The organism is Nocardioides sp. YR527 (assembly GCF_900101045.1).
In the GTDB taxonomy this organism is placed as follows: Bacteria; Actinomycetota; Actinomycetes; order Propionibacteriales; family Nocardioidaceae; genus Nocardioides.
This window is the reverse complement of sequence record NZ_FNFN01000001.1, coordinates 730,779-749,672: the sequence shown is the minus strand read 5'-3', so window position 1 is coordinate 749,672 and position 18,894 is coordinate 730,779. Positions and strand designations below refer to the sequence as shown.

Annotated in this window: 18 protein-coding genes; 9 read left to right on the top strand and 9 right to left on the bottom strand. The window is 69.3% G+C overall.

From position 1 onward, the window contains the following. Position 1: 1 nt before the first annotated feature. Both BLT25_RS03605 and BLT25_RS03600 read right to left on the bottom strand, forming a co-directional pair. Positions 2-1,207: a M20 metallopeptidase family protein gene (locus BLT25_RS03605; protein WP_256328433.1), complete on the bottom strand. Its 1,206-nt coding sequence runs from the start codon at positions 1,205-1,207 to the stop codon at positions 2-4. A 70-nt stretch (positions 1,208-1,277) separates the two neighbouring features. Then, positions 1,278-1,796, bottom strand: coding sequence for a pyridoxamine 5'-phosphate oxidase family protein (locus BLT25_RS03600; protein WP_256328432.1), 519 nt, complete (start codon positions 1,794-1,796; stop codon positions 1,278-1,280). A gap of 117 nt (positions 1,797-1,913) precedes the next feature. On the opposite strand from BLT25_RS03600, the gene BLT25_RS03595 reads away from it, so the two are divergent. Then, entirely contained in the window at positions 1,914-2,291 is a 378-nt protein-coding gene (locus BLT25_RS03595) for a hypothetical protein (RefSeq protein ID WP_091041954.1), read from the top strand. A 10-nt stretch (positions 2,292-2,301) separates the two neighbouring features. On the opposite strand, the gene BLT25_RS03590 is transcribed toward BLT25_RS03595, so the two are convergent. Further along, on the bottom strand, positions 2,302-3,666 hold the full coding sequence (locus BLT25_RS03590; RefSeq protein WP_091041952.1) for an FAD-binding oxidoreductase: 1,365 nt from the start codon (positions 3,664-3,666) through the stop codon (positions 2,302-2,304). 181 nt (positions 3,667-3,847) lie between these two features. On the opposite strand from BLT25_RS03590, the gene BLT25_RS03585 reads away from it, so the two are divergent. The 3 genes from BLT25_RS03585 to BLT25_RS03575 all read left to right on the top strand — a co-directional run bounded on the left by BLT25_RS03585 (position 3,848) and on the right by BLT25_RS03575 (position 11,067). Continuing rightward, positions 3,848-6,775 (top strand): helix-turn-helix transcriptional regulator, encoded by a 2,928-nt coding sequence (locus tag BLT25_RS03585; RefSeq protein ID WP_176883569.1) that lies wholly within the window; start codon positions 3,848-3,850, stop codon positions 6,773-6,775. 102 nt (positions 6,776-6,877) lie between these two features. After that, a complete protein-coding gene (locus BLT25_RS03580) occupies positions 6,878-10,165 on the top strand; it encodes a S8 family serine peptidase (RefSeq protein WP_091041948.1) in 3,288 nt (1,095 codons plus the stop codon). Positions 10,166-10,284: 119 nt separating this feature from the next. Next, on the top strand, positions 10,285-11,067 hold the full coding sequence (locus BLT25_RS03575; RefSeq protein WP_091041946.1) for a class I SAM-dependent methyltransferase: 783 nt from the start codon (positions 10,285-10,287) through the stop codon (positions 11,065-11,067). Positions 11,068-11,076: 9 nt separating this feature from the next. On the opposite strand, the gene BLT25_RS03570 is transcribed toward BLT25_RS03575, so the two are convergent. Then, a complete protein-coding gene (locus tag BLT25_RS03570) occupies positions 11,077-12,090 on the bottom strand; it encodes a tyrosine-type recombinase/integrase (protein ID WP_256328431.1) in 1,014 nt (337 codons plus the stop codon). Positions 12,091-12,174: 84 nt separating this feature from the next. On the opposite strand from BLT25_RS03570, the gene BLT25_RS03565 reads away from it, so the two are divergent. Continuing rightward, positions 12,175-13,173: an alpha/beta fold hydrolase gene (locus tag BLT25_RS03565; RefSeq protein ID WP_091041940.1), complete on the top strand. Its 999-nt coding sequence runs from the start codon at positions 12,175-12,177 to the stop codon at positions 13,171-13,173. Here BLT25_RS03565 and BLT25_RS03560 read toward each other — a convergent pair. Together BLT25_RS03560 and BLT25_RS03555 are read right to left on the bottom strand one after the other, a co-directional pair. Beyond that, positions 13,154-13,543 (bottom strand): DUF1304 domain-containing protein, encoded by a 390-nt coding sequence (locus BLT25_RS03560; RefSeq protein WP_091041937.1) that lies wholly within the window; start codon positions 13,541-13,543, stop codon positions 13,154-13,156. The two genes, BLT25_RS03565 and BLT25_RS03560, sit on opposite strands and share 20 nt — an antisense overlap. A 72-nt stretch (positions 13,544-13,615) precedes the next feature. Continuing rightward, complete coding sequence (locus BLT25_RS03555; RefSeq protein ID WP_091041935.1) at positions 13,616-13,918, bottom strand: hypothetical protein; 303 nt, start codon at positions 13,916-13,918, stop codon at positions 13,616-13,618. Between the two features lie 24 nt (positions 13,919-13,942). Between BLT25_RS03555 and BLT25_RS03550 the strand changes: the two genes are divergently transcribed. Beyond that, positions 13,943-14,155 (top strand): hypothetical protein, encoded by a 213-nt coding sequence (locus tag BLT25_RS03550; RefSeq protein WP_091041932.1) that lies wholly within the window; start codon positions 13,943-13,945, stop codon positions 14,153-14,155. On the opposite strand, the gene BLT25_RS03545 is transcribed toward BLT25_RS03550, so the two are convergent. Next, on the bottom strand, positions 14,152-14,508 hold the full coding sequence (locus tag BLT25_RS03545) for a TraR/DksA family transcriptional regulator (RefSeq protein WP_091041930.1): 357 nt from the start codon (positions 14,506-14,508) through the stop codon (positions 14,152-14,154). The two genes, BLT25_RS03550 and BLT25_RS03545, sit on opposite strands and share 4 nt — an antisense overlap. Before the next feature lie 103 nt (positions 14,509-14,611). Between BLT25_RS03545 and BLT25_RS03540 the strand changes: the two genes are divergently transcribed. Beyond that, positions 14,612-15,844, top strand: coding sequence for a low temperature requirement protein A (locus tag BLT25_RS03540; RefSeq protein ID WP_091041927.1), 1,233 nt, complete (start codon positions 14,612-14,614; stop codon positions 15,842-15,844). Positions 15,845-15,855: 11 nt separating this feature from the next. Here BLT25_RS03540 and BLT25_RS03535 read toward each other — a convergent pair whose 3' ends face one another. Next, positions 15,856-16,371: a putative immunity protein gene (locus tag BLT25_RS03535; protein ID WP_091041925.1), complete on the bottom strand. Its 516-nt coding sequence runs from the start codon at positions 16,369-16,371 to the stop codon at positions 15,856-15,858. Further along, positions 16,368-16,781: an MmcQ/YjbR family DNA-binding protein gene (locus BLT25_RS03530; RefSeq protein ID WP_091042477.1), complete on the bottom strand. Its 414-nt coding sequence runs from the start codon at positions 16,779-16,781 to the stop codon at positions 16,368-16,370. Before BLT25_RS03530 ends, BLT25_RS03535 begins: the two co-directional genes overlap by 4 nt. Before the next feature lie 60 nt (positions 16,782-16,841). Here BLT25_RS03530 and BLT25_RS03525 point away from each other — a divergent pair, with 60 nt between their 5' ends. Together BLT25_RS03525 and BLT25_RS03520 are read left to right on the top strand one after the other, a co-directional pair. Continuing rightward, positions 16,842-17,465 (top strand): GyrI-like domain-containing protein, encoded by a 624-nt coding sequence (locus BLT25_RS03525; protein WP_091041923.1) that lies wholly within the window; start codon positions 16,842-16,844, stop codon positions 17,463-17,465. Between the two features lie 87 nt (positions 17,466-17,552). Beyond that, positions 17,553-18,893 carry a lipase family protein gene (locus BLT25_RS03520; protein WP_176883567.1) on the top strand — a complete coding sequence of 447 codons (1,341 nt, stop codon included), beginning with the start codon at positions 17,553-17,555 and terminating at the stop codon, positions 18,891-18,893. Position 18,894 lies beyond the last annotated feature (1 nt).

Genomic DNA, 18,894 nt, shown 5'->3' with positions numbered 1-18,894 from the left:
CTCACCGACGCCCTGCGGCCAAGGCGTCGATCGCGAGCAGCGCGAGTGCCGCCGCCTGGTCGCCGAGCACGCTGTCGTCGAAGGCGGCCTCGGGGGAGTGGTTGGGCGCGGCATCGTCGGCCGGGGCGGCGCCCAACAGGATCATGGTGGTCGGGACCTGCTGGCTGACGAACGAGAAGTCCTCGGCGCCCATCGTCGGCCGCGGCACCTCGACGACCCGCGGCCCGAAGACGTCGCGCAGTGTCTCCATCGCCTGCCGGGCGGTCGCCTCGTCGTTGACGACGCTCGGGTAGCCGGTGTCGAGCGTGATCCTCGCGGCCAGGCCGTGAGCCGCCGCGATGCCCTCGACGAGCCTGGGAAGCTCCTCCTCGATCCTGGACAGCGTGTTCGGATCGACGGTGCGTACGGTTCCGGTGAGCTCGACCGACTCAGGGATCACGTTGTCGACTCCGGTGCCCGCCGTCAGGTTCGTCACCGAGATCACGACCGGGTCGAAGGAGTCGAAGCGGCGCGCGGTGTAGCTCTGCAGCGCCAGCACGATCTCGGCCGCGACCGGGACCGGATCGAGGGCCTCGTGCGGGCGGGAGCCGTGACCGCCGCGACCCTCGAGGCTGATCCTGAGATGGGTCGAGCTCGCGGTGACCGTGCCCGGCCGGGTGAGGAAGACGCCGCGCGGCGCGTTGCCGACGTGGATCGCGTACGCCGCGACCGGCCGGTCGTCGGTCGCGTCGAGCACTCCCTCCTCGATCATCAGCTTCGCGCCACCGTGTCCCTCTTCGCCCGGCTGGAACATCAGGATGACGTTTCCGGCCAGGTCAGCGCGGTGCTCGGCGAGAACGCGGGCGGCACCCACGAGGCCGGCGACATGCAGATCGTGACCACAGGCGTGCATCGCGCCGTTGCTGGAACGGTAGGGGACCTCGACCGCCTCGGTGATCGGCAGTGCATCCATGTCGGCGCGGAGCAGCACGGTCGGACCCGGCCGCCCGCCGCGCAGCACCGCCGTGACCGACGTGAGCGACCGTCCCTCGGTGATGTCCAGGCCCAGGCCCGCCAGCGCCTCGACGACCCGGCGCTGTGTTGCCGGGAGGTGAAGGCCGAGTTCCGGCTCCGCGTGGATGCTCCGCCGAAGCGCGATCAGGTCGGGGACGAGCGCGTCGGCGGAGGCGACGATCCGAGCCTTGAATGCGGCAATACTGGACATCATGTCCAGAAAACTATCAAACGACGGTGACACCGGTCATCGCCCAGGGGAGTGCAACGGCTCGCGGGATGCCCTACTGGGATCGAGCGGCGTCGCGCTCGGTGCGCTGCTGGACCAGCTCCTCGACCTGAGTCGGAAGCGTGGTCTCGAAGTCGATCAGCTTCGCCCAGGTCGGGGTGAGGACGATCCGGACCATGCTGTCGTACAGCGAGCGGACCTCGGCCTCCCAGGAGACCCGCTGCTCGGGCGTCATCTCGTAGGAGCCGTTCATCTCGAGGTACTCATCGGGAATTCCATCGACGAGGTCGAGCTCGACCGTGCCGCGGATGAGCAGGATCTTGGGCGGGTGCACCTCGGTGTCGATGGTCAGCGCAACCGCTGGGTTGTGGCGCAGCGAGATGAGCTTGGGGGAGTTGGGCGTGGTGCACATGACGACCTGTGAGCCGTTCCAGGCGAAACCGATCGGGACGTTCCTCGGGGTGCCGTCCTTCGCGACGTACGCCAGGCGGGTCAGGTCACGCGCCAGGAGCTCCCGGCTCAGCGGACGGCTGAGGACCTCGTTGATCTCGTCGGGCTGCATGGTGTTCGACATCTGCTTCTCCTTGGATGCGGGCGACCTCGGTAGGTCGCCTTCATTCCATGGACGGAGACGTTCGCGTCGTATCTACATCGCGCACGGGATGACCAGCCGTCGGACAAGATGGTTCTCATGGACCACGAGAGTGCGCGGCGCTCGGCCGCCTTCGTAGGACTGGCCACGCTGCCGATCGGGGCGGCGATCCTCCTCAAGCCGGAATGGGTGGGCCGGACCCTGAAGCTCGGCGATCATCCGGTCGCGCTGCGCGTCATCGGTGCCGCCGATCTCGCCCTCGTACCCGGGTTGCTGGCCGGGCGCCGCCGGCTGCCGTGGATGGCTGCCCGCGCCGGGCTCAACGTGGCGATCGCGGCGTACTGCACCCATCTGGCACGCAGCGAGGGCAACGTCGGGCCCAAGATCGCGGCCTCGGCGCTGGTGTTCGCGACCGCTGCCGACGCCCGGACGATCCTCGCGCTGAGTCGTGGTGAGGACGGACCGTCCCGGCGCTAGGTGTACCCGGCTAGGGCGCGATGTTCTGGTTGTGGCTGAACAGGTTCCCCGGGTCGTAGGCCCGCTTGACCTTCTTGAGTCGCTCGTAGTTGCTGCCGTAGGTGTCGGTGATGCGGCCCTGGTCGTCGTCGGACATGAAGTTCACGTAGCCGCCGGCCTCGGAGTGCGGCGTGAGTGCGGCGGCGTAGTCGCGAACCCAGGCGATGTTGGCGGCGTCCTGCGAAGCGTCCGGCCAGGCCGAGACGATGACGGTCGAGAAGGTCGCGTGGCGGTAGGAGAACGCGGTGTCGGTCGCGCCGACGCGGGAGGCGGCACCGTTGATCGGGTACAGGTGCATCGTCGAGCTCGGGTTCGGCGCCTTCGGGCCATGGGCCAGGTGCGCCTCGATCGCTTCGTCGGTCAGCTCGGTGACGTAGTTGCCCTTCCAGTAGCTGCGTACGCCACGGGGGAACAGGTCGTCGAAGGCGCTGTTGAGCCACGGGTACGGCATGGGCGAGACCATCTCGCCCACACGCGGCGCGAGGTCGCGGAACGGCTGCATCGCCGCCTCGCCCTCCTCGATCGGGCCGCTCCAGTGGACGACGGCGACGCAGAACATGTCGCCGTGGCGTTCCTCCGGCAGGAAGGGGAGGGGAGGGGCCATCTGGAACGCCGGGAAGCCGCCGTAGCGCTCGTCGGCGTCGGTGATCCAGGTACGGAAGAAGCGCAGCAGGTCGCCGGCGTGCTCCAGCTCGTAGAAGAAGAGCCCGACGACCACCTGGTCCACGGGGTGCAGGTCGAGCTCGAAGGTGGTGACGACCCCGAAGTTGCCACTTCCTCCGCGGAGCGCCCAGAACAGGTCGGGGTTCTCGGACTCGCTGGCGCGTCGGACCTGTCCGTCCGCGGTGACGACCTCGACCGAGCGAAGATTGTCGATCGAGAGGCCGAAACCGCGCGTGAGGTAGCCGATACCGCCGCCGAGCGTCAGGCCGCCGACGCCGGTCGTCGACACGATCCCGCCGGGGGTCGCGAGGCCGTGCGCGTGGGTGGCCTCGTTGAGATCGGCGAGCGTCGCGCCGCCGCCCACGCGAGCGGTTCGAGCCTCGGCGTCGACCTCGACCGAACGCATGGGGGACAGGTCGACGACCACGCCGTCATCGACCGTCCCGTAACCCGGCGCGCTGTGCCCACCGCCGCGCACGGCCAGCGCCAGGCCGTTGTCGCGCGCGAAGTTCACCGCTGCGCTGACGTCGGCGGCGTCCTCGGCCAGCACGACAGCGGCCGGACGACGGTCGATCATGCCGTTCCATACCGCTCGTGCGGTGTCGTAGTCGGAGTCGTCGGGTGTGATCACCCGGCCTCGTACGTTGTCGAGAAGTTCGTTGATGGATGTCATGACGCCAGCGTCATCCGCCGAGGTCGCGGCGATCTGTCCGGAGACGCGACGTCATCGAGTTCCGGTACAGGGAGCCGAAGATCGCGCCCCTTTGAATCGGTTCACAGGCTCGGGTGAGACCATCTCCTCACCCCAGGCGCCGACCTGTCTCGGCGCCGATGACGAACACGGCGGTTCAGGAATGGCTCGACCCGGGAGGCTGGCGGCGGCGCCCGCTCTCGTGGGGCGGTCCGCCGAGCTCGCGCTCCTCGTCGGCTCGCTGGCCGATCCGCCGACCGTCGCCTTCATCGAGGGAGAGGCGGGGATCGGGAAGAGCCGGCTGGTACGGGAGTGCCTGCAGGCGCCGGACCTGGCCGACCGCAGGGTCCTGATGGTGACCTGTCCGCCGATGATCGAACCCTTCCCGCTGGGACCGGTGGTGGACGGGCTGCGGCGGTTGCGACCCGGGCTGGGCGACCTCGAGCTGAGTCCGTTGGCCGGCGCGCTGCGGCCGTTGTTCCCGGAATGGGCAGCCCGGCTTCCTCCCGCACCGGAGCCGTTGGACGATCCGGCCGAGACCCGGCACCGGTTGCTGGCAGCGTTGTCCGAGCTGGTCGACCGGCTCGGCGTCGATGTGATGGTGGTCGAAGATGCTCATTGGGCCGACGCGGCGACGCTGGAGTGGCTCCTGCTCACCGCGTCGGGCCACCTGGAGACGTCGGTCGTGGTGACGTACCGGGCGACCGAGGTTCCGCCGGGGTCGCTCCTGCTGCGGTTGACATCACGCCCGCTGACCGCCGCACGGGTCCGGATCGAGCTCACGCCGTTGACCATCGCCGACACCCGTGAGCTGGTGGGGTCGATGCTGGAGACCGACGCCGTGTCGGAGCAGTTCGCGGTCGTCCTGCACGAACGCACCGATGGGCTTCCCCTCGCGGTGGAGGAGACGATCTGGATGCTCCGGGACCGGCACGACATCGTCCGCCAAGACGGTGGGTGGACCCGAGGAGCGCTCGAGGGACTGAACGTACCTCCGACGCTGCGCGACTCCGTCCTCGAGCGCGCCGGCAGGCTTCCCCCTGAAGGACGGATGGTCCTGCAGGCGGCGGCGATCTTGGCCGAGCCCACCGATGAGGCTCTCCTGACCGGCGTCGCCGATCTGGATGAGCCCGCGGCCAGGCGCGGGGTGGCTGCCGCGCTCGGCTCGGGGCTGCTGCGCGAAGCCGGCAACGGTTGGCTGGCGTTCCGGCACGTGCTGGATGCCCTCGCGATCGGCGCCGCGATCCCAGCCTCCGAGCGGTGGGCCTTGCACCGCCGGGCGGCCGATCGCCTGCTGCGACAGGAGCCACAGCCCGTCGTACGTCTGGCCCACCACTTCCACGAGGCCGGCGAGACCGAGCAGTGGAGCCACTACGCCGAAGCCGCCGCGGAGCTGGCACTCGAGTCCGGTGACGAGCGCACGGCAGTGACGCTCCTGCACGAGCTGCTGACCAGCATCGCCCACCCACCCGTTCGGCGGGTGCGCCTGGCCCGTCGGTTGGGCGATGTCGCCGTCAACCGGCTCACTCCCTTGGGCGGGATGGAGAGCGTGGTCCAGGAGACCCTCGCGGGAATCCTCGCCGACCCCGACGTGACTGATGTGCCTGAGGCGGAACGAGGAGAGGTACGGCTCCTGCTGGGCTGGATGCAGTTCCAGGCGGGCGAGTTCGAGGCAGGCCATGCCGAGTTCGAGACCGCCGTCGGTGAGCTGAGGTCACGACCAGCACGTGCGGCCAGGGCGATGCTGTTCCTCGCCGATCCGGAGTCGAAACGTTCCTGGCCGGCGGAACGACATCTGCAGTGGATGGAGCAGGCGACACGCCTGATTCCGCAGATCCAGTCACCCGCGGAGCGGCGGGCGCTGTCGCTCGACCGCGTGACAGGTCTGCTCAGCCTGGGCGAGGAAACCGGATGGCGGGCTGCCGAGGAGATTCCACGGTCCGCTGACACCTTGGGCGAGCGCCGACAGCTGGTGAAGGTCGTCTTCAACGTCGCCCACCGCGCCGTCCACTGGGGCCGCTACGCCGAGGCGCGCCGACGACTGGAAGAGGCCGCCGAGTCCGCCCATCACGCCGGGTTCGAGCGCGTGGGGGAGTACGCGCGATTCCACATCGCCCTGCTCGACTGGTACACGGGCAGGTGGGACGGTCTGGCCGAGACCCTGTCCGTGATGGGCGATGACGAAGAGACTCACCCGCTCCTTCGGTTGGCGGCCTCGTCGGTTCGGGCGATGCAGGAGGTCGCGGTCGGCAACCGCGACGCCGCCGAGCGGCGTTCCCGACAGGTCTTGGAGCACGCCACCGGCACCCTGGACGATCCGACGACCTTGTCAGCAGTAGCGCTGGGCAGGTTGCTGCTGGCCGATGGCGCCGTCCAGGAGGCCGTGCGGGTGACGGCAGCTCCGATGGAAGCGATCAGGCGGAAAGGGATCTGGCTCCAGGCAAGCGACGTGGCGCCGGTCCACGTCGATGCCCTCGTCGCCGACGGCGAGCTGAGCCGCGCCACGGACGTGGTCGACGACTTCGCGACCTGGACGGCTGGCCGCGCAGCACCCGCTGCGGACGCTGCGCTGCTGACCTGCCGGGCGATCCTCGCCGAGGCGAACGGGGACCTGGTCGTGGCGGCGGACCTGTTCGCTGACGCGGCCCTCGCCTGGGCGGACCTGCCACGACCGTACGACGAGCTGTTGGCCCTCGAGCGGCATGGCCGATGCCTGCTGGCGGCGCGGGAGCACGACCAGGGGGTGCAGGTGCTCTCGGACGCTCAGCAGCGTCTCGCCGGGCTGGGGGTGCGATGGGACGCCGATCGGGTGGCTCGCGTCCTTCGGCAACACGGTGTCGAGGTCACCCGAACGTGGCGTCGCGGACGGCGCGGATACGGCGAGCAGCTGTCCCCTCGTGAGGTGGAGGTGATCCAGCTGGTCGCTCGCGGGATGACCAACAAGGAAGTCGCGGCCACACTGTTCATCAGTCCTCGGACCGTCCACCGCCACCTGTCGTCGGCGATGCGGAAGCTGGAGGTCTCCTCGCGTACGGCGCTCGCCATGGCAGCGAGCGCTGCCGGCATGTTGGCGTCCGAATCCGGCCGGTGAGCGTCCACAGCGCCGATAAAGAATGGTCCATGTGGACACTCGCGACAGTGCTCGGTCGGGTGGATGGTGACTCTCCGTAGGTGGAATGAGACTAGGAGAGCCATGCGATTTGTCCGTATCACGGCGACACTGGCGGCGGCGAGCGCCGCGGTGTGGACCGCGCTACCAGGCGGCGTCGCCGTCGGGCAGCCCCCAGAGCTCGCCGCCGTATCTGCCGCCGTGGGATCCGCCCCGCCCGGCGAGACGAAGACGCGTGCGGTCACGTTGATCACCGGTGACACGGTGCGGGTGGGCAGGCGCAACGGGCAGGCCGTTGTGGACGTGGAGCCGGGCGAGGGCCGCGAGAACATCCCGTTCGTCACCGCGAGCGCGGGAGAGGACGTACGCGTGATCCCGGCAGACGCAGCCGGCCTCCTCGCCGGCGGTCGACTCGACGAACGCCTGTTCGACGTCTCGACGCTCCTGGACTTCGGCTACGACGACACCCGCCGGACCCTTCCCCTGCTGATCCAGGGCCACGCCAGGCTCGACGGCGCTCGATCGACGCAACGGCTCGATGGGGTGACGGCGTACGAGCAGGACCGCGACGAGCCCGCCGACCTCTGGAAGAGTCTCACCGACGCGGGGGAGCTGCGCTCCGGCGTCACCAAGGTGTGGCTCGACGGGCTCCGCAAGCCGACGTTGGACGTGAGCGTGCCGCTGACCGGCGCCACCACGGCCTGGGAGTCCGGGCTGACCGGGACGGGCGTGAAGGTCGCCGTGATCGACTCCGGCGTGGATCTGCAGCATCCGGATCTGGCCGGCAGGGTCGCCGAGGCGGTCGACTTCACCGGCTCCGATGACCTCACCGACTACGCCGGACACGGCACGCACGTCGCCTCGACGATTGTCGGGACCGGCGTCGCCTCCGAGGGCCGGTACAAGGGCGTCGCCCCGGACGCGAAGCTGCTCAGCGCGAAGGTGTGTCTGGTCGAGGGTTGCCCCGAGTCGTCGATCCTGGCGGGCATGCAGTGGGCGGCCGAGCAGGGTGCGGCCGTCGCCAACCTGAGTCTGGGCGGCGAGGACACCCCGGGCGTCGATCCGCTCGAGGCCGCCGTCCACGACCTGACGGCGCAGTACGGGACCCTCTTCGTGATCGCCGCGGGCAACAGCGGGCCCGACGAGGGCACCATCAACTCGCCGGGCAGCGCCGAGGAAGCTCTCACCGTGGGCGCGGTCTCCAAGACCAAGGAGCTCGCGGAGTTCTCCAGCCGTGGCCCGACGACGACCGACGCGGACGTCAAGCCGGACATCACCGCGCCCGGCGTGGCGATCGCGGCGGCCCGTTCCTCGGCGAGCGACCTGCCGCCGTTCACCGAGGACGGGGCGTACGCCAGCCTGAACGGCACCTCGATGGCCACGCCGCACGTGGCCGGCGCCGCCGCCCTGCTGGCCCAGGAGCATCCCGAGTGGACCGCGCGACAGCTCAAGGCCACGCTGATGTCGGCGGCCGCACCGGACGCCGACCACACCTCGTACGAGCAGGGTGCGGGCTTCGTCGACGTCGCGCGCGCCATCGACCAGAAGGTCACCGCCGAGCCGGTCAGTCTCGGTTTCGACCGTGCGACGACGGGCCAGGACGGCACCGTCACCTACGCCAACAGCGGCGAGTCGGAGGTGAGGCTCGACCTGAGCCTGCGCTCGAACGCGCCGGCCGGGCTGTTCACCCTGAGTGCTTCGACCCTCACCGTGCCGGCTGGGGGAGAGGCGTCGGTGAAGGTCACCGTCGCGCCGGGGGAGGACCTGCCGGACGAGCCCTACGGCGGCCAGATCACCGCCACCTCGGGCGCCGCGCGCGTGCAGACGCCGATAGCGCTGGACAAGGCACGACACACGCTGACCGTGCGTACGCCGGGCGCCACCGGCGACAACCCGCGGTGGGTCACGATCCTGACCGACGTCGACCGGCAGACGATCCGGTCGATCGCGCACACCGGCGACACCGCTTCGGTGCGATTGCCGGCGGGTCGTTATGTCGCCCAGTCCTACCTGCTCACCGGCTCGGAGGAGGCCCCCGCGATCACCTCGCTGGTCGACCCGGGGGTGAGGCTCGACGCGGATCGGTCCGTCACGATGGACGCACGCTCCGCCAAGGCCGTGGCGATCACGGTCCCGGACAGGTCGGCCGTCCTCCGGCACACCGAGGTCGGCTGGACGATCCGCACCCAGGCACCACAGATCTGGGGCTCCAACGACCCCTACACGACGCTGATGAACGTGAACCTCGCCGATCTCCGGACCGGTCGGGCGAGCGGCAGCAAGAAGGCGGCGGGCTTCGTCTCCTACATCTCGGGGACCTGGGCCCAGGCGCAGATCAACAGCGACTCGGTCTACCAGGTCTACTTCTACGAGCGCGGTCGGATGATGGCCGGGAAGACGAAGACTCTGCGTCCCGGCGACTTCGCCACGGTGCGGTCGCGGGTCGGGGCGGACGTCCCCGACGTACCGGTGGACCGGGTCGCGGTGGCCCGGGCACCCGGCAACTCGCCGATCATGAGCAGCCTGGACGGCAGGACCAGGCCGCTGACGCTCAGGTACGACGCGCCGCGCACCATCGTCGAGCACTACAACCGGGACCAGGAAGCCGAATGGCTGATCTCGAACAGCCAGCAGGGCTACACCCACTACGAGTCGAACTGGACCTCGTACAAGCCCGGACGGGTCTACGAGGAGGAGTGGGCGAGTGGTGTCGAGGGTCCGGTGTTCCCGGAACCGGAGTTCGACCAGCAGTACGCGACCCGCTACTGGGGCGACACGATGGGCGTCCCGGGGCCGCTGCACGGAGACGGCAGCGGGCACGAGGGCTTCCGCTTCCCGCGGAGCGGAAAGGTTGACGTCACCGTCCATCGGAACGAGACGCTGGTCGGTCGGTCATCGTGGATCAGGGACGCCATCGACGTCCCCGCCGAGCCCGGCAGCTACCGGATCCACGCGAGGTTCGAGAGCGACCCCGCGTTCACGCTGTCGACACTGGTCGAGGCGGAATGGACCTTCAGGTCGGCGCACGTGCCCGAGGGCGAGCTGGTGCATCTTCCGATGACGGCGGTCCGGTTCTCTCCGGATCTCGACATCGAGAGCACCGCGCCCGCGGGCCGGTCGCTCAGGGTGCCGATCTCGCTGGACCGGCAGATCGGCGCGGCGCCCGCGAAGACCCGGAGCCTGAGCGTCGAGGCGTCGTTCGACGACGGCAAGACCTGGCGGAAGCTGGACGTCGACCGGCACGACGAGAAGGCGGCAACCTGGGTGCGGCATCCGAGCGGCAGCGGCTTCGTCTCCCTGCGGGCTCAGGCGACCGACTCCGCCGGCAACAGCGTGCGGCAGACCATCATCCGCGCGTACCGCTTCCAGTAGGAAGGGGAGTGCCCGGGTCGTTCTCGACCCGGGCACTCCTGCTTCACTTGACATAATGTGCATTATCGGCGAATTATCCACCGGTCGAAAGCAGGGCTGGAGCGTTAGGGTTCGCTGTTGTGGCAGAAGACTTCGACCCGACCGCACACAACCGCGTCGCGTGGGACGAACTGGTCGACAATGACAACGAATGGTCCCGGCCGGTCGGCCCCGAGGTGATCGCGAAGGCACGTCAGGGCGACTGGTCGGTGGTGCTGATCGGTCACGAGCCGATTCCGCGTGATTGGTTTCCGTCCGAACTGGCGGGTGCTCGGGTGCTCTGCCTGGCGTCAGGCGGTGGCCAGCAAGGACCCGTCCTCGCGGCTGCAGGCGCCACGGTGACCGTCTTCGACAACTCGCCCAAGCAGCTGGCCCGTGACGACGAGGTGGCCGCTCGTGACGGGCTGCAGCTTCGCACCGTGCTCGGCGACATGCGCGACCTCGGTGTCTTCGACGATGCCAGCTTCGACGTGATCGTGAACCCGGTGTCGAACGTGTTCTGTCCCGATCTGACGCCGGTCTGGCAGGAAGCATCTCGGGTGCTGCGTCCCGGTGGCACGCTCATGGTCGGATTCATGAACCCGGACGTCTACATCTTCGACGAGGTGGCGCTCGACCGGCAGGAGCTGGTCGTACGTCACCGGCTGCCGTTCAGCTCGCTCGACCTCTCCGAGGACGACCGGATGCGCGCCTACGGAAGCGGCCCGATCGAGTACAGCCACTCGCTGACCGAACAGATCGGTGGGCAGTTGGCGGCAGGATTCATCCTGACCCACCTCAGCGAAGCGCCACACCACGCCGACGCCACGGCCCAGCACCTGTCCGCCTACATCGCAACCCGTGCGGTAAAGCCGCACGCGTGATCACCACGTTCAGTCCGATGGCGGCACAGCCGTCTCCCGCAGGACTTCGCGCGCCGGTGAGAGCAGGACGGCGTCGCGCGTGTCGGCGGCAGTCGCCTTGACGTAGATCCCGGTCGTCTTGAGGTCTTCGTGGCCGAGCAGCCCCTGCACCGCCGGCACCGGTACGCCGGAACGGATCAGCCCCTTGGCGGCGCTGTGTCGAAACGCGTGCGCGGCCTCGCCAGGCTGTTTCGGGACGCCGGCGAGGCGGATCCAGGTCTCGACCAGATGGTTGAGCGCGCCGGGACGCAGCTGTTTGCCCGAGGTCAGTACGAACAGGTGGTCGGCGGTGTCGCGCGCCCCGAAACGGGCCTCCAGCTCGGCCAGGTAGACGTCGACCGCATCCACGGCCTCGGGCGGCAGTGGCAGGTTGCGCTGCTTGTCACCCTTGCCGATGACCCGCACCAGCGTCTCGCCGTCGGGCTCGCGCCGGATGGCGCCGACGGTGAGACCGCACAGCTCCGCGGCGCGTACGCCGGTGGTGACCAGGACCGCGAAGATCGCCCGGTCACGAGCCGGCCAGCGGCGCCGGTCGGCGCCTTCGCGTGGCGTCGAAGCCACCCGCGCCAGGCGACGGAGCTCGTCGACGCTCCAGCCGGCCGGCAGCCGGCTGGGCCGCTCGGGCGCCTCGATGCGCAGCGTGGGATCCACCAGCAGGTGTCCCTCGAGCTGCAGCCAGTGGGTGAAGAGCCGCAGCGTGCCGACGCGACGCTGACAGGTCGCCGCGGCCGAGCTCTCCCGCAGCGACCTGTAGGCGATGCGTACGTTCTGGTCGGTCAGCGCCGAGATCGGGACCAGCGCCAGGACCTCGGTGTCAGGCTCGCTGCCGGCGTCGAGATGCAGCTGCCGTGCCCAGGCGGTGATGTCCTGGCGGTAGGCGCTGCGAGACTTGTCGTTGAGCCCGCGGCGCGTGAGAGTCGCCCGGTCGGTCAGGAAGTCCTCGACGACATCGCCGAACATCACACCATCGTCAGGTACGCTCACATCCCCCGATATTACAGTCTTTTCGAACATTTCTGCGATAGGGGGTACTATCGCGGAATTTGGGTGAGATGGCAGACTCCGGCCGTGGCCGACACCGCTATAACTCACCGCACCGAACACGTCAACGGAATCGACCTGCACTGGGTGGAGTCAGGGCCGGCGGCCGGCCGGCTCGTGATCCTGGTGCACGGGTTTCCGGAGTCGTGGTACTCGTGGCGCCACCAGATCGCCGCGCTCGCCGATGCGGGCTACCGGGCGGTCGCGATGGACGTCCGCGGATATGGCGGTTCCTCGAAGCCGACCGCCATCGAGGACTACCGGATGCTGCGCCATGTCGGCGACAACGTCGCTCTGGTGCACGCCCTGGGCGCGGAGACCGCCACCATCGTCGGCCACGACTGGGGCGCTCCCATCGCCTGGACGTCGGCTCAGCTGAGGCCCGACGTCTTCACCGCTGTAGCCGGTCTGTCGGTGCCGTTCAGCCCCTCCGGACGCCGTCGGCCCACCGAGGCGATGGCCCAGGCCGGCGGTGAGGACGAAGACTTCTACATCTCCTACTTCCAGGCCCCGGGTGTCGTCGAGGCCGAGATCCTGCCCGACGTACGCCGCTGGCTGCTCGGCATCTACTACTCGATCTCGGGCGACGGCGTCCTCGCCGCCGGTGGGGATCCGCGTGGGGCGCTCGGGCTGGTGCCACGCGGCGACCGGCTCTCGGACCAGTTCATCCATCCCGCCGAGATGCCTGCATGGCTGACCGATGCCGATATGGACTTCTACGCCCGCGAGTTCGCCGAGTCCGACTTCTTCGGTCCGCTGGCGCGCTACCGCAACATCGACCGCGACTGGGAGGATCTCGCGGCCTTCGGAGACGTGCCGATCACGGTGCCCTCGCTCTTCGTAGCCGGTGAGTACGACGGTCCCGCGATCACCGGCCGCCGCCAGATCGAGCGCTTCGACCAGACCCTGCCGGGACTCACTCGGTCGGCGGTGCTCCCCCGGTGCGGTCACTGGGTCCAGCAGGAGCGCCCCGAAGAGACCAACCGGCTCCTGCTCGAGTTCCTGGCTAGCTCACAGCCACGCTGATCGCCAGGGTGACGACGGCGAGCAGCGGGATCACGCCCTGCTTGAGGGCCGCGCCGCGCTTGTCGGGCGAGGAGACGAACAGCACCGCCGCCGCGGCCGCCATCGAACCTGCTCCCGCGAAGACCAGCGCGGCGCCGACCGCCTCGGAGCACACCGGGAACAGGACGATACCGACCCCGGTGACGATGGCGAGGAAGAGGTTGTAGAAGCCCTGATTGAAGGCCAGTTCCTTGGTCGCCTCGGCCTCCTCGGCGCCCAGCCCGAACACGGCGCGCGTCTTCGGGCTCGTCCAGGTCAACGACTCCATGACGAAGATGTAGACGTGCACCAGGGCGGCCAGCGCGGCGAGCACCAATCCAGCAACGACCATCACAGACCTCTTCCGGGTTGGGTGCTCGAGCACCGGCTGAGGCTGACAGTAACCGATCCTCAGAACCGATCCTCAGAACCGGACCGGGAACAGCTCGGTGCGTGCGACGGCCGCGTCGCGCTCGGCGCTGAGTGCCGTACGCCGCTCGTCGCTCAGGTAGGCGTCCAGCGAGGCCTGGTCCGGGAACCGGAAGAGCTGGACCTCGTCGGGCTGCCCGGGTGCGTCGTCGGCGAACGCACGGTGCACCACTTCCCCGCCGTGCTCCGAGATCAGCTTCAGGACACGGTCCTCGTAGGCATGGAGGGCCTCGGCCTCTCCCCCGTGTGCCCACAGGAGGCAGCACAGGCGGATCGGACCTTCGGGTGCATCTGACATGAGAGTCAACGTATCGGAGTGCGCATGGGCGCTGCCGACATCGGGTACCTGCTCGCCATGAGCCACGTTCTGGACATGGTGGGAGCCACGGTCGTGGTGCTCCTCGTCCTGATGGTGCTCGCGGCTGCCGTCGGTTTCCTGCTGGCGAGGCTGGAGAGACGGCGCGCACGCCGGATCAACGACGATCTCGTCGAGATGCGTCACCAGCCCGGCCGCCATCGCCGTCATCGCGGCTAGCGGAGCCGTGTCCTCGGCTTCCCGGCGCAGCTGATGCAGGTGCGCGCCACCGGGCGCGCCTCGAGCCGGCCCTCGCCGATCGGCAGCCCGCATTCCTCACAGGTCCCGTACGTACCCGCACCCAGGCGCTCCAGTGCAGCCTCGATCTCGTCGAGATGCTCACGCGCCTGACGTACGAGCGCTTGGACCTGGGACCGTTCGAAGGCGATCGTCGCGCCCTCGGGATCGTGCTCGTCATCGGCGTTGGTGTCGCGCGAGGCCGCGACCACGGCGTCGAAGTCGTCGCTGAGGTCTGCCAGGCGCGCGAGCGTCTGGCGGCGCTCCGCCTCGAGCCGTTCGCGCGCCTGATCCATGTGGTCGACGTTAACTCGATGGTCACCGCAGGTGCTCCGACGTCGCCTGGCGTCCTGAAAACTCCTCTCGCCGCGACGGCGCGGTGGTGGCAGGATCTTCGCCATGACCGTGGTGCGACCTCATCGGCTGATGCGGATGAGCGGACGCGACCCCAACGAGGTGGGTCGCTCCGCCACTCCCCTGGAGCTGCTGTTCGACCTTGCGTTCGTCGTCGCGTTCGCGCAAGCCGGCAACGCGTTCGCTCACCTGGTGGCCGAGGAGCACCTGGGGCCCGCGATCGGCGGGTTCCTGTTCACCGTCGTGGCGATCTGCTGGGCATGGATCAACTTCGCGTGGTTCGCCTCCGGGTTCGACACCGACGACTGGGTCTTCCGCGCGCTGACGATCGTGCAGATGGCCGGCGCCATCGTCGTGGCCCTCGGCGTCGCGCCGTTGTTCGAGTCGATCGACCACGGTGGAGTGCTCGACAACCGCGTCCTGGTCGGGGGCTACATCGTGATGCGCGTCGCGATGGTCGCCCAATGGCTCCGGGCTGCGTCACAGTCCCCCGCCTACCGCAACACCGCGCTCACCTATGCCGGTTCGATCCTTGTCGCGCAGGTCGGCTGGGTGGGCCTTGCGGTGGCTCAGACGAGCTCTGTGGCACTGGTGGTGCTCGCGTCGGTCATCTTCTACGGCATCGAGATGATCGGCCCGATCTACGCCAAACGCCGCTGGGGCATGCCCTGGAATGCCGAACACATCGCTGAGCGCTACGGGCTGCTGCTCATCATCACGCTGGGCGAGGTCATCCTCGGAACGGTCGCGGCAGTGGCCTCGGCCGTCGAGCACGTCGGCTGGTCACAGGAGTCGATCCTGCTCGTGGTCGCCGGCACGCTGTTGGCATTCGGGATCTGGTGGGACTACTACATCATTCCGTTTGCGCACTTCATCGAGCGCCATCGAGAACGGGCCTGGGTCTTCGCCTACGGCCATATCCTCATCTTCGCCTCGGTGGCAGCCTTCGGCGGTGGCATCCATGTGGCGGCGTACGTCATGGAGGGCGAGGCGACCATCGGCGTCCTCGGAGCGGTGCTGTCGGTCGTGATCCCGCTGGCAGTCTTCACGATCGCGTACTTCGGCATCTACTCAGCACTGATGAGGCGCATCGACATGCTGCACGTCAACCTGGCCGTCGGCATGCTCGCGGTCCTGGCGCTCGGCGTGGTCGCGGCGGCGACCGGTGTCTCGCTCGGCTGGTCGCTGCTGATCGTTGCCGCCGCGCCCTTCGTGACGGTCGTCGTCTACGAAACGTGGGGCTATCGCCACGTCGCCGCCGATGTCGAGGCCATCTGAACGGCTTGACCTCAGCAGTCGAAGACCGACCAGCAGATGTCGTTGCGGATCCGCTGGTCGTCGAGGACGAGGTCGCGGACGGGATCCGGGAGCTGCGCGCGCTGCCAGTGGCACTCCCGGCGCCCGGCCTCGACGGCCTCGCCAGGTGGGGCGGCGTCGCGCACGGCCTTGATGGCGTACGCCGCCGCGCCCAGGTCGTGGGCCGCGACATGGGCGACCACGCCGGCCTGGCCGGCGGCGTAGGCGGCATTGCGGGCGGCTCCGCTCAACGGCCGGGCCGCACCCATGGCGTGACCGCCGAGAGCGCGAGCCTCCATCATCTTCAGCTCACCGCGGGTCCAGGCCCGGGCCGCCTCGATGGCCTCTCGCGGCCGCGGGTCGTCGGGACACTCCGCCTCGAAGAGCGGGAGGACGTGCTCGGCGCAGGTCGCCGCCCATAGGGCGAGCAGGTGGTGGTCGGTGTCGGTGAGCGTCCCGCCGCGGCGGACGGTGATCAGGCGCGGGTCGCGCTCCTTGGCCAGGATCATCGCTCTCCCCCGTTCGCCGGCCCGTCTGCTGGCCCGGTCTCGGGACGGTCCGGTCCCGGGCCGCCGGGATGGGTGAGGTCGTAGGCGGCGGAGACCTTCTTCGGTACGCACAGGCGCCAGGCGTCCACCACGAACTCGCACGCCTCGACCGGGTCGAGCTCGGCCAGGGACGACTCCACCCAGTTGAACCGCATCTCCGACTCGCGGGGCAGATGGAACTTCTCGGGCGTGCTGGCGACCAGGGCGGCACGCTCCTCCTTCGGGAAGCCGAACCCCATCTCGGTCTCGTCCAGGGAGAAGGCGACATAGACGATCGAGCCGACCCGGAACTTGAGCCGACCGCGTACGAAGACCTCGTAGGACCGCTCGAGGCTCGAGCCGAGCCAGCGCACGTCCTCCACGGTTGCCATGTCCGGAGCGTAGGCGCAGACTCCGCCGACGGCACCCGAGTTTCGCGGCATCATGGGCCCATGGCGGCGAAGGTGGATCTGAAGAAGACGATCGACGGCTATCGGGCGCGACAGGGTGAGTTCCGGGTCCTCGAGATGCCACCACTCCCCTACCTGATGGTCGACGGGCACGGCGACCCCAACACCGCCCAGGAGTACGCGGACGCGCTGGCGGCGCTCTATCCGGTGGCGTACACGCTGAAGTTCGCCAGCAAGACGGATGGCCGTGACTATGTGGTGCCGCCGCTGGAGGCGCTGTGGTGGGCCGAGGACATGGACGCGTTCACCCGGACGCGGGACAAGTCGCAGTGGGACTGGACGGCGATGATCATGACGCCCGACTGGATCACCGAACAGATGTTCGAGGATGCCGTGGCCAAGGTCTCCGCCAAGGACCGTCCCGCAAGCCTGGACAAGGTCCGGCGGGAGACGCTCGCGGAGGGCTCCTGTGTGCAGACCCTGCACATCGGTCCGTACGACGCGGAGGGCCCGGTCCTCGAGGAGATGCACGAGCGGTTCATCCCGGAGCGCGGGCTGCGGATGACCGGGAAGCATCACGAGATCTATCTCGGTGATCCGCGGCGGGTGGAGCCCGCCAGGCTGAGGACGATCCTGCGTCAGCCGGTTTCGGTGTACGAATGTTGACTGAAACCCTTGTCGTCGTGACGGCGATCACATTACTCTTCAGTAACTCGGGACGAAGTGGTCCCGCTCACGTGAGGAGAGTCCCCCATGTCTCAGCACGCACCACGGATGTTGTTTGCCACCGCCCTGGCCGTCGCTGCGGTCGCTCCGGCCGCCCTGGCTGCCCCTGCCGTCGCCGCTGACACCGGCACCACCGTCGTCTCCCGCGGCGTCGAGATCCCGGAGTTCTACAACCCGCCGGCGACGCTGCCGGGCGCGAACGGAGCGCTCGTACGCACCGAGCCGCTCCCCCTCGGCGTCGGCCTCTCGATCCCGGGCATCGGCTCGCTGCCCGGCACCGCGACCCGGGTCATGTACAAGACCACCGACAACAACGGCGCCCCGGCCGCGGTGACCGGCGCCTACATCGAGCCGTTCGCGGCCTGGAGCGGTGCCGGCGACCGGCCGCTCGTGGTCGTTGCGCCCGGCACCATGGGCCAGGGCGACCAGTGCTCCGCCTCACTGGGTCTGGAGCGTCCGATCCTCTTCAACGGCAAGACGGTCTCGGTGGGCTACGAGGACATCGGGATCTACCGTCTCCTGGCGCGCGGCGTGGCGGTGATGGTCACCGACTACGTCGGCCTGGGCGCCACCGACCGGCTCCACACCTACGTCGACCGTGTCGACGGCGGTCACGCCGTCCTCGACGCCGCGCGGGCAGCGCGCGAGGTGCCGGAGGCATCGGTGACCGCCGGGTCGCGAGTCGCGCTCTACGGCTACAGCCAGGGCGGCGGGGCGACCGGATCGGCCTCGGAGCTCGCCGCGACGTACGCTCCCGAGATCAACCTCGTCGGCGCCTACGTCGGCGCGCCGCCCGCAGACCTCCGGGCGACCGCAGAGGGCATCGACGGCTCCGCGCTCGTCGCCGCTCTCGGCTGGACCATCAACGGTCTGGCCCAGTCCAACCCGGAGCTGCGGCCGATCCTGGACGAGAACCTCAACGAGGCAGGCCAGGCGGCGCTCGAGGACCTGTCGACCGCGTGCGTGGCGGACGGGATCATCGGCTACCCGTTCCAGCGCAGCACCAGCTGGACGAAGTCCGGGGAGAGCCTCGACGACATCATCGAGCGCGAGCCCGCGGTGGAAGCGATCATCGCCGAGCAGAAGCTCGGGCACGTGAAGCCGCGGATCCCGGTACGCCTGGCCACCGGCACCGAGGACGACATCGTCCCGCACGCGCAGTCCCGTCAGCTGGCCGTCGACTGGTGCGGCCGAGGAGCGAAGGTGACCTACCAGGCGGTCATCCTGCCCAACCTCGGCGACGGGCTGGTCACCAACCACGTGACCCCGTTGCTCGTCGACCAGACCGCCGCGATCAACTGGGTCACCGACCGGGTCAAGGGCGTCGCTGCCGGATCCAACTGCGCGACGATGCCGATCCAGCCCTGAG

Coding starts and splice junctions, on each gene's coding strand:
- BLT25_RS03545 (WP_091041930.1), bottom strand. CDS start 14,508: ATGGATCAGGCGCGCGAACGGCTCGAGGCGGAGCGCCGCCAGACGCTC.
- BLT25_RS03580 (WP_091041948.1), top strand. CDS start 6,878: ATGCGATTTGTCCGTATCACGGCGACACTGGCGGCGGCGAGCGCCGCG.
- BLT25_RS03520 (WP_176883567.1), top strand. CDS start 17,553: ATGTCTCAGCACGCACCACGGATGTTGTTTGCCACCGCCCTGGCCGTC.
- BLT25_RS03555 (WP_091041935.1), bottom strand. CDS start 13,918: ATGTCAGATGCACCCGAAGGTCCGATCCGCCTGTGCTGCCTCCTGTGG.
- BLT25_RS03525 (WP_091041923.1), top strand. CDS start 16,842: ATGGCGGCGAAGGTGGATCTGAAGAAGACGATCGACGGCTATCGGGCG.
- BLT25_RS03560 (WP_091041937.1), bottom strand. CDS start 13,543: ATGGTCGTTGCTGGATTGGTGCTCGCCGCGCTGGCCGCCCTGGTGCAC.
- BLT25_RS03535 (WP_091041925.1), bottom strand. CDS start 16,371: ATGATCCTGGCCAAGGAGCGCGACCCGCGCCTGATCACCGTCCGCCGC.
- BLT25_RS03595 (WP_091041954.1), top strand. CDS start 1,914: ATGGACCACGAGAGTGCGCGGCGCTCGGCCGCCTTCGTAGGACTGGCC.
- BLT25_RS03605 (WP_256328433.1), bottom strand. CDS start 1,207: ATGATGTCCAGTATTGCCGCATTCAAGGCTCGGATCGTCGCCTCCGCC.
- BLT25_RS03550 (WP_091041932.1), top strand. CDS start 13,943: ATGGGCGCTGCCGACATCGGGTACCTGCTCGCCATGAGCCACGTTCTG.
- BLT25_RS03600 (WP_256328432.1), bottom strand. CDS start 1,796: ATGTCGAACACCATGCAGCCCGACGAGATCAACGAGGTCCTCAGCCGT.
- BLT25_RS03590 (WP_091041952.1), bottom strand. CDS start 3,666: ATGACATCCATCAACGAACTTCTCGACAACGTACGAGGCCGGGTGATC.
- BLT25_RS03585 (WP_176883569.1), top strand. CDS start 3,848: ATGGCTCGACCCGGGAGGCTGGCGGCGGCGCCCGCTCTCGTGGGGCGG.
- BLT25_RS03530 (WP_091042477.1), bottom strand. CDS start 16,781: ATGGCAACCGTGGAGGACGTGCGCTGGCTCGGCTCGAGCCTCGAGCGG.
- BLT25_RS03540 (WP_091041927.1), top strand. CDS start 14,612: ATGACCGTGGTGCGACCTCATCGGCTGATGCGGATGAGCGGACGCGAC.